At 59.8% G+C, this 7,467-nt stretch carries 8 protein-coding genes; 4 read left to right on the plus strand and 4 right to left on the minus strand.

Annotation, left to right across the window (positions count from 1 at the left end; genetic code table 11):
• Positions 1–123 precede the first annotated feature (123 nt).
• The 3 genes from aspS to NW807_RS06290 are packed head-to-tail and all read left to right on the plus strand — an operon-like array spanning position 124 to position 3,892.
• Entirely contained in the window at positions 124–1,929 is a 1,806-nt protein-coding gene (gene aspS / locus NW807_RS06280) for an aspartate--tRNA ligase (RefSeq protein WP_414425583.1), read from the plus strand.
• Positions 1,930–1,969: 40 nt separating this feature from the next.
• Positions 1,970–2,746 carry an enoyl-ACP reductase FabI gene (fabI, locus tag NW807_RS06285; RefSeq protein ID WP_414409843.1) on the plus strand — a complete coding sequence of 259 codons (777 nt, stop codon included), beginning with the start codon at positions 1,970–1,972 and terminating at the stop codon, positions 2,744–2,746.
• A gap of 21 nt (positions 2,747–2,767) precedes the next feature.
• Entirely contained in the window at positions 2,768–3,892 is a 1,125-nt protein-coding gene (locus NW807_RS06290) for an AI-2E family transporter (protein ID WP_414425584.1), read from the plus strand.
• Positions 3,893–3,910: 18 nt separating this feature from the next.
• Here the strand turns inward: NW807_RS06290 and NW807_RS06295 are convergent, their stop codons facing one another.
• Genes NW807_RS06295 through psbV form a run of 4 tightly spaced genes read right to left on the minus strand, consistent with a single transcriptional unit; the run spans position 3,911 to position 6,386 of the window.
• The gene (locus tag NW807_RS06295; protein ID WP_414406162.1) at positions 3,911–4,801 is read right to left on the minus strand and encodes a sulfatase-like hydrolase/transferase; all 891 of its coding nucleotides are present in this window, start codon (positions 4,799–4,801) and stop codon (positions 3,911–3,913) included.
• Positions 4,789–5,271: a LapA family protein gene (locus NW807_RS06300; protein ID WP_414425585.1), complete on the minus strand. Its 483-nt coding sequence runs from the start codon at positions 5,269–5,271 to the stop codon at positions 4,789–4,791. The genes NW807_RS06295 and NW807_RS06300 overlap by 13 nt, the downstream gene beginning before the upstream one ends.
• A gap of 60 nt (positions 5,272–5,331) precedes the next feature.
• Complete coding sequence (gene psbV2 / locus NW807_RS06305) at positions 5,332–5,850, minus strand: photosystem II cytochrome PsbV2 (RefSeq protein ID WP_414406164.1); 519 nt, start codon at positions 5,848–5,850, stop codon at positions 5,332–5,334.
• The gene (gene psbV, locus NW807_RS06310) at positions 5,850–6,386 is read right to left on the minus strand and encodes a photosystem II cytochrome c-550 (RefSeq protein ID WP_414425586.1); all 537 of its coding nucleotides are present in this window, start codon (positions 6,384–6,386) and stop codon (positions 5,850–5,852) included. The genes psbV2 and psbV overlap by 1 nt, the downstream gene beginning before the upstream one ends.
• Positions 6,387–6,637: 251 nt before the next feature.
• Here psbV and NW807_RS06315 point away from each other — a divergent pair.
• The coding region (locus NW807_RS06315; protein ID WP_414425587.1) for a hypothetical protein at positions 6,638–7,467 on the plus strand (830 nt) is incomplete at its 3' end.

A 7,467-nucleotide genomic window follows, 5' to 3' on the forward strand; every position in this document is an offset into this window, starting at 1 on the left:
AATCCCGCTCTCATCCAAACGGTTGCCGCCGAAGCGGGGGTTCAGGTAGCCGAAGGGGCTCCCAGACAGGGGGGCTGAGTTTTGTATGATAGGGGCTCAGACCCTCGTTCTCTTACCTCGTCCATGCCTGCTGCCATCCGTCGCCCGCCTCGCTCTCTCTACTGTGGCCAAGTGCGCCCAGCCCATATCGGCCAGACGGTTACCCTCTACGGCTGGATTGACCGCCGCCGCGACCACGGGGGCGTGATCTTCCTCGATTTGCGGGATCGCTCCGGCATTGTGCAACTGGTGGCCGATCCCCAGAAGACTCCTCTTTCCTACGAGCTAGCCAAGGAGGTGCGCAATGAGTACGTGGTGCGGGTAACAGGAACAGTTCAGCCCCGGCCTGCCGACTCCTTCAACCCCCGCCTGGCCACGGGCGAAGTGGAGGTTTATGCAGAGCAGCTGGAGATTCTTAGCCGGGTGGCCAAGCAGCTTCCCTTCAGCGTCTCCGGGGAAGAAGGGGAAGAGGTGCGGGAGGAGATTCGCCTGCGCTATCGCTACCTGGACTTGCGCCGGGAGCGGCTGTCGCGCAACCTGCAACTGCGTCACCAGGTCATCAAGGCCATCCGCCGCTTTCTGGAAGACGAGGAAGGCTTCATCGAGGTAGAGACCCCCATCCTCACCCGCTCTACTCCCGAAGGCGCCAGAGACTACCTAGTGCCCAGCCGCCTCAACCCTGGGGAGTGGTTTGCTCTGCCGCAGTCGCCTCAGCTTTTTAAGCAGTTGCTGATGGTGGCTGGTGTGGATCGCTACTACCAAATTGCCCGCTGCTTTCGGGATGAGGATCTGCGGGCGGATCGCCAGCCGGAGTTTACTCAGTTGGACATGGAGATGAGCTTCATGGATCAGGAGGCAATCCTGGAGCTCAACGAGCGGCTCATCTGCCATATCTTCAAAACCGTTAAAGGGATCGACCTGCCCCGGCCCTTCCCACGGCTGACCTACGCCGAGGCCATGGATCGCTACGGTTCCGACAAGCCCGACACCCGCTTTGGGCTGGAGTTGGTGGATGTTTCGGCGGTGTTTCAGGGATCCCGCTTTCAAGTCTTTGCCAAAGCCCTGCAGCAGGGAGGAGTCGTCAAAGTTCTGCCAGTGCCCGGCGGCGATGAACAGATCTCCAACACCCGCATCAAACCGGGCGGAGATCTGTTTAAGCTCGTCACTCAGTACGGGGCAGGCGGTTTGGCCTTCATTCGGGTGCGTCCCGATAGCCTCGACACCATTGGTGCCCTCAAGGAGAGCCTCAGCCCTGAGCAGGAACAGCAGTTGCGGCAGCTGACCAACGCCAAGCCAGGGGATCTGCTGCTGTTTGGGGCAGGGCCGGCGGCGGTGGTCAACGAGTCGCTGGGCCGGCTGCGGCTGCATCTAGGCCATGAACTGGGTTTGATCCCGGAGAATGCCTTGAATCTCCTCTGGATTACGGATTTCCCGATGTTTGAATTCAACGCCGAAGAAAACCGCCTGGAAGCCCTGCACCACCCCTTTACTGCTCCCCATCCTGACGACTTGGCCGACTTGAAGACGGCGCGGGCCCAGGCTTACGACTTGGTCTGGAACGGCGTGGAAGTGGGGGGGGGATCCCTGCGCATCTACCAGCGGGAGATCCAGGAGCAGGTTTTCCAAATCATTGGCCTTAGTCCTGAGGAGGCGCGGGAGAAGTTTGGCTTTTTGCTAGAAGCCTTTGAGTACGGCACCCCACCTCACGGGGGTATTGCCTACGGACTGGATCGGCTGGTGATGCTGCTGGCAGGGGAAGATTCCATTCGCGATGTCATCGCCTTTCCCAAAACCCAGCAGGCCAGGTGCTTGCTCACCGGTGCCCCCTCCGGTGTTGAGCCCAGGCAGCTTAAAGAACTGCACGTAGCCTCCACCTACCAGCCCGGCTAAAGGACGGATAAGCATCCACCCCTACTTCGTTGGTCTCCCTATGCTAGATCTGACCGGAAAGAAAGCCTTGGTAACCGGCATTGCCAACGAGCGCTCCATTGCCTGGGGCATTGCCCAGCAGCTGCACAAAGCAGGAGCTACGTTGGGGGTTACCTACTTGCCGGACGAGCGGGATCGTTTCAAGACGAAAGTCCAACAACTCACTGAGCCCCTGCAGCCGGATTTTCTCCTTCCCTGCGACGTCCAAAGCGATCAGCAAATCAACGACCTATTTCAGGCAGTGGCCCAAAAGTGGGGCCAGCTCGACATCCTGGTTCACTGCCTGGCCTACGTCAAAAAAGAGGAGCTGAGCGGCAACTTTAGCGATATCTCGCGGCAGGGGTTTGCCCTGGCCATGGATGTGAGCACCTACTCCCTGATTGCCCTCTGCCGGGCCGCTAAGCCCCTCTTGAGATCCGGCAGCAGCGTCCTCACCCTCACCTACTTAGGGGGAGTGCGAGTGGTGCCTAACTACAACATGGCTGCTGTCACCAAAGCGGGCCTAGAAACCTGCGTTCGCTACCTGGCAGCCGAGCTGGGCCCCGCCGGGATCCGGGTGAACGCCATTTCTGCTGGACCCATTCGCACCTTGGCTTCTTCGGCCATTGCTGATTTTCATGCCATGCTGCACGCGGTCGAGGAGAAAGCGCCGCTGCGGCGCAATATCACCCAGCTCGAGGTGGGCAATGTGGCAGCTTTTCTGGCCAGCGACCTAGCTAGCGGCATTACTGGCCAGGTGATCTACGTAGACAGTGGATATAGCATCCTGGGTTTTTAGGCTTGGTGGGATCTCCCTGGCATGAACCGCTTTTCCTTTTCCCCCTTGCAGCGGCTGCTAGTGACCTGGATTTTGATGGTCATTAGCGGCTGGCTGGCCCTGCAAGTGGGCCGTCTGTTTGGCCATCTGCTCGCCACCATCCTGACAGCGGCGGTACTGGCTTTTTTGCTCAACTACCCAGTCCAGGCGCTGCAGCGCTACCGGGTCAACCGTGTTGTAGCGGTGGCTTTAGTCTTTGCCCTCTCGGTGGTGCTGCTGGTTTTGGTGGGGATTGCCGTTGTGCCCCTCCTGGCTAAGCAGGTGGTGCAGTTGGGGGCACGGATCCCTGAGTGGGTGGATACTTTACAACATTGGCTTGGCCAGATTAGCCTCTGGGCTGCCGAGCGCAACATCAACCTTGGCCAGCCGGAGCTGGTGAACACTCTCCTCAGCCGCCTGCAGGCCGGTGCCGAAAAAATTGCCAGCCAATCCCTCGACATCCTCCTAGGCACCTTTAACCAGGTGGTCGACTTGGTGTTGGTCTTGGTGTTGGCCTTCTACATGCTGCTCTATGGGGGCCAGTTTTGGCAGGGGTTGCTCAGCCTCTTTCCCAAGCCCTGGGGGCCGCGCATCGGCGAAGCCCTGGTGCTCAGCTTTCAGAACTTTCTCATCAGCCAGTTGGTGTTGGGGTTCATGATGGCCCTGATGCTGGTGCCAGTGTTTGGGCTGCTGCGAGTACCCTTTGGGCTTTTGTTTGGCCTCTTGATTGGCCTGCTGGAGGTGATCCCGCTGGTAGGGGGCTTCATTGGTATTGGCGCGGCAGCAGTGCTGCTGGCTTTCCAGGACATTTGGCTCGGCCTCAAGGTGGTGCTGGTCTCCCTGATCGTGCAGCAGATCAAGGATCGGGTCATCGCTCCCCGGCTGATGGGAGAGCTGATTGGCCTCAACCCGGTGTGGATCTTGATTGCCCTGTTGGTGGGGGCGCAACTGGGGGGCATCCTGGGCGTGATCGTTGCCATCCCCCTCAGCAGCGTGGTGAAGAGTCTCTACGAGGTGGCCCGTTCCGCCGAGTTGGCCGCCGAAGAGGGGTTGGACTTGACGGCAAAGGTGACCTCCCTCGGCAAAAGCCCCCTCGAAACTCGCCGGGAGGAGATCCAGGAGGTCTAGCTTCCAATAGGCATTGTCCTAGCGAATTTTGCCCTCGATAAAGGGCACCTCCAACACCTTTTCGTGGTGGATGGGGCCGTGGCCGAAGTAGCCCCCCTCTCCAAACAGTTCGCCGTGGTCGGCTGTAACCGTGATGTAGGTGTTTTTGGGAACCAGATCGAACAGCTGCTCAAAGACCCCGTCTAAGTAGCGCACCGCCTCAATCTGCCGCTGCCGCAGCTCCTCCAACTGGGCGGCGCTGAAAAAAGGGATCCCCTCCTCTTTCCCTTCATCCAGCCGCTTGAGCACCCCGTTGACCCCCGAAATGTGGGGCCACGCGCTGGGATCCTCATCGGGCAGGGCGTAGGGATAGTGAGTTTCGCCTACATTGAGCAGGTAAAAGCTAGGGCGATCCGGATCAAAGCGCAACTGCTCCACCATAGCCGCCATGTCGTTGTGCCGGGGCATGAGACGGTAGGAATCGAAGTCGCGATTGAGCAGAGTGCTGGGATTGAGCACCGGCATGGAGACCAGGGCGTGGGTGGTGTAGCCCAGTTGGTGCTTCAGGAGCGTTGGCAGGTAGAGGTGAGGCAGCAGGTGCTTGAACTCAATCGGCTGCCGGGTGCCGAGGCGCTCGTTATAGCGCAAATACTCCTGCTTGTAGTGTTCGGAGGCAAAAACGTGGGTGGGGCTGGTATGGGGCAGCAGGCCCATGAGCAGGTTGTAGTGAGCAGGAGCTGTCCAGGAAGCGTAGCTCCAGCGCTTTTCCAGAGGACCTAGCTTCAGCAAGTGCTTGGGCTTAGCCGCCAGCAGGCTGTCGAAGCGGCAACTGTCTAGCACGATGAGCAGGTAGTTATTCTGCCCCTGGGGTTCGGGGGCGGGCTCAGGGGCGGGGGCTGGAGACGATCTCCACCAGTTTAGGAATCCCATTCTTCCTCCTCTTCAGCAGAGTAAGGCCGCCGGACAATCCGCCAGCTGGGGGTTGTTGCTGCATCGTCCTCAGGTTCTCTGGGTTCGGGGGCAGGCTCGCGAATGCGTTCCGGCGGGATATTGGAATAGGAATAGCGGCCTGTCTCAGGATCCGGCAAATCTGGTGGCAAATAGTGGTCGGGGGGAAGTAGCTGCGCTTCCAAAAAGCGCACCCGGTCGAGGAGCTGATTGAGCTTGCGAATGGCCTGGCGCTGCAACGCCCGCTCGTGGAGCTGCCAGGATCCCACGTACAAAAATCCCAAGCCCACTCCTACTCCATAGGCCATCAAGAGCACCAGCGACAGAGGTACAGCAGGGCCAGCCTGTCCAGCTACAACAACCACCGCTGCCGATCCCCAGTTTTGGACCAGGAAAATCCCCAAGGCCAGGATCCACAGCCCTAGGAGCAGGGAGCGGATGTTTTGGAGCATGACCTCAACCTTCCCTCTCCCCTAGGCTACCACCAATCCCTGGCGGGGGGCAGGACGGGGTTAGTTGAAGGTGTTGGATCCCCAGCCGGGGGCCACTTGAGCGGCCCTGAGGATAAAGGCAGCTAGGTTGCGCAGCGCCTCATCATCCATCCAGGAGGGGGGCACAGGACGGCAGCCATAGCTAGGCTTGCTGCCGTCGTAGCTGCGGGGATCCCGCTGGTACTCGACAAGAGCTTGGATGGTGTCGCGGGGCGGAGTGGCACCGCGCAAGTCTTTCAGCGAGAGAGAAATGTTGGGAGCGGGCAGGGTAGAGCCGCCCACATGGCAGTTCAAGCAAGCAGATTGGAAGCGGTTTTTCCCGTCGCTCAGCTGCTCCGGAGTAAAGGTAAGGGTGCGTCCCTCCGCATCCCAGGGCAGCTCCACCGGCCCAGTTGCCCGCAGATATTGGCTCACGTAGGGATCCACGCGGGCCAGCGCTGGGCTAGCCAACCCCAGCCAAACTAGGAGCAGGATCCCCGCCCACCTCCAGGCCGGCTGAGGGATCCGCCACCGCTTTGCCCCTTGAGTTTGCCCAGGCATCAGAGATAGGCCGAAAGGTCACTGTGGGATTCGCTCTTGGTGCCGCCCCAGCCGGGCACCGTCTTGGCCTGAACCAAGATATAGCCAGCAATTAACTTCAGATCCTCCTCGGTAAGGTTGCGCAGGCGGGGATACTCGCTCAAGAGCTGCGTGTTGGGATGGTATTCCACCAGGGACTCTACCCCGTCGTAGGTGACTGGGTTCTTGATGTAGTCCACGATTGCCAGCACGTTATCGCGAGGAGGTGTTGCCCCCGCCAGATCCGCAAGCTTCAAGGTCACATCTGGGTTGGGAAGGGTTTGACCCCCCACATGGCACTGGGCACAGGTTTTGTTAAAAAGTTGCTTGCCGCGGGCCAGTTGCGCCTCGGTAAAAGTAATGGTTTCAGTTGGCGACAGAGGTACCGGAGGGATCTGCCTAGCTGCCAGGGCCGGCCACCCAGCAAACCCAGCCAGCCCCAGCGCCAGGATGCAAATCAACAGCCGCCAACGCACCGCTGCCAGCGCTTTCTGCAAAGAAAAGGATTTGCTAAACATGGGTCTCCATCAATGACTTCAAAAAGGGCGTCAGCTTTGCTCCAGCGACAAACCCGACACCAGGATCTAAGGATAGACCATTGGGGATCACTTGCAGACAGGATTTTGGCTTCCCTTTCCCTTCATTGGAGTGTTAAGTTTAATTGCAAATTCAGGATCTCCAGCAGCTAGGATTGGCCTTTGCGACAACAGCTAGCATAAAGCTTAGCCTGCCGATCTGGAGGTTCTGGAGCCGAGTTCTAGGATTGCCCATGTCATCTTTCCGGTTCCAGCCGTTGCGGGTGGCCTTCACCTGTGCAGATCCCAGCCAAGTGCCGATCTCTGTTGACGAGTTGGTAGCGGCTCTGCCGGCCTCGCCGCTTCTGGCCTACACTGAACCGGAAACGGCGGCTCTGCGGGTAGAGATGCTGCCAGATGCAACCTATTACTTCTACCGCCGCGGAGAAGACGTGGCCCTGGCGGCTTTCCGCATCCCAGTGAAAAAGCTGCAGGCTCTGCCCCGCAAGCTTGTGCGGCTGTTGGAGCACGTGGCCGCCTTCGACAACCTCCTCAACCTGCAACCGGCTAGCGACGCCTTAAGCAATGTCCTGGAAGTGGAGTTTCTGCAACTGGAAACGCCAGCCAGCGGCTCCAGGCCCGCCGAGGTCAGACCCCTGCCGCGGGATCCCCAAGGCCAGCTGCAAATCCAGGCAGGCCGCAACCTCGCCATCGCCTTGCGCAATAAGGCCCTCACCCCAGTGCACGTCTATGTAACAGTCTTTGACGAACGGCAGTGCAGCGTCGGCTTGGTCTATCCCTACCAGCCGGACTCTCCTGCCCGCCTGCGCCCCAGCGAAAGCGTGTTGGTCGGCTCTGGCCCTCGCTATCTGCTGCAGATGCAACTGCCCGAAGAGGCAGAGACAGCGGTGGATCGCTTCAAAATCTGGGTCAGCGCTACTGGCATGCAGCCGGGCATCATGGCAATGCCCCCTCTGGGGCAAAGACTGGAGCCCCCCTCTGAGGATCCTTACGGATCGGGATCCCGGCTGGATCGGGAAGTTCGGCTGGCCATCTTGGGCAAGGCGGGCAGCACGCCCATGCC

Origin of the sequence: Synechococcus sp. R70.1, assembly GCF_047461675.1 — a bacterium.
Classification (GTDB): Bacteria; Cyanobacteriota; Cyanobacteriia; order Thermostichales; family Thermostichaceae; genus Thermostichus.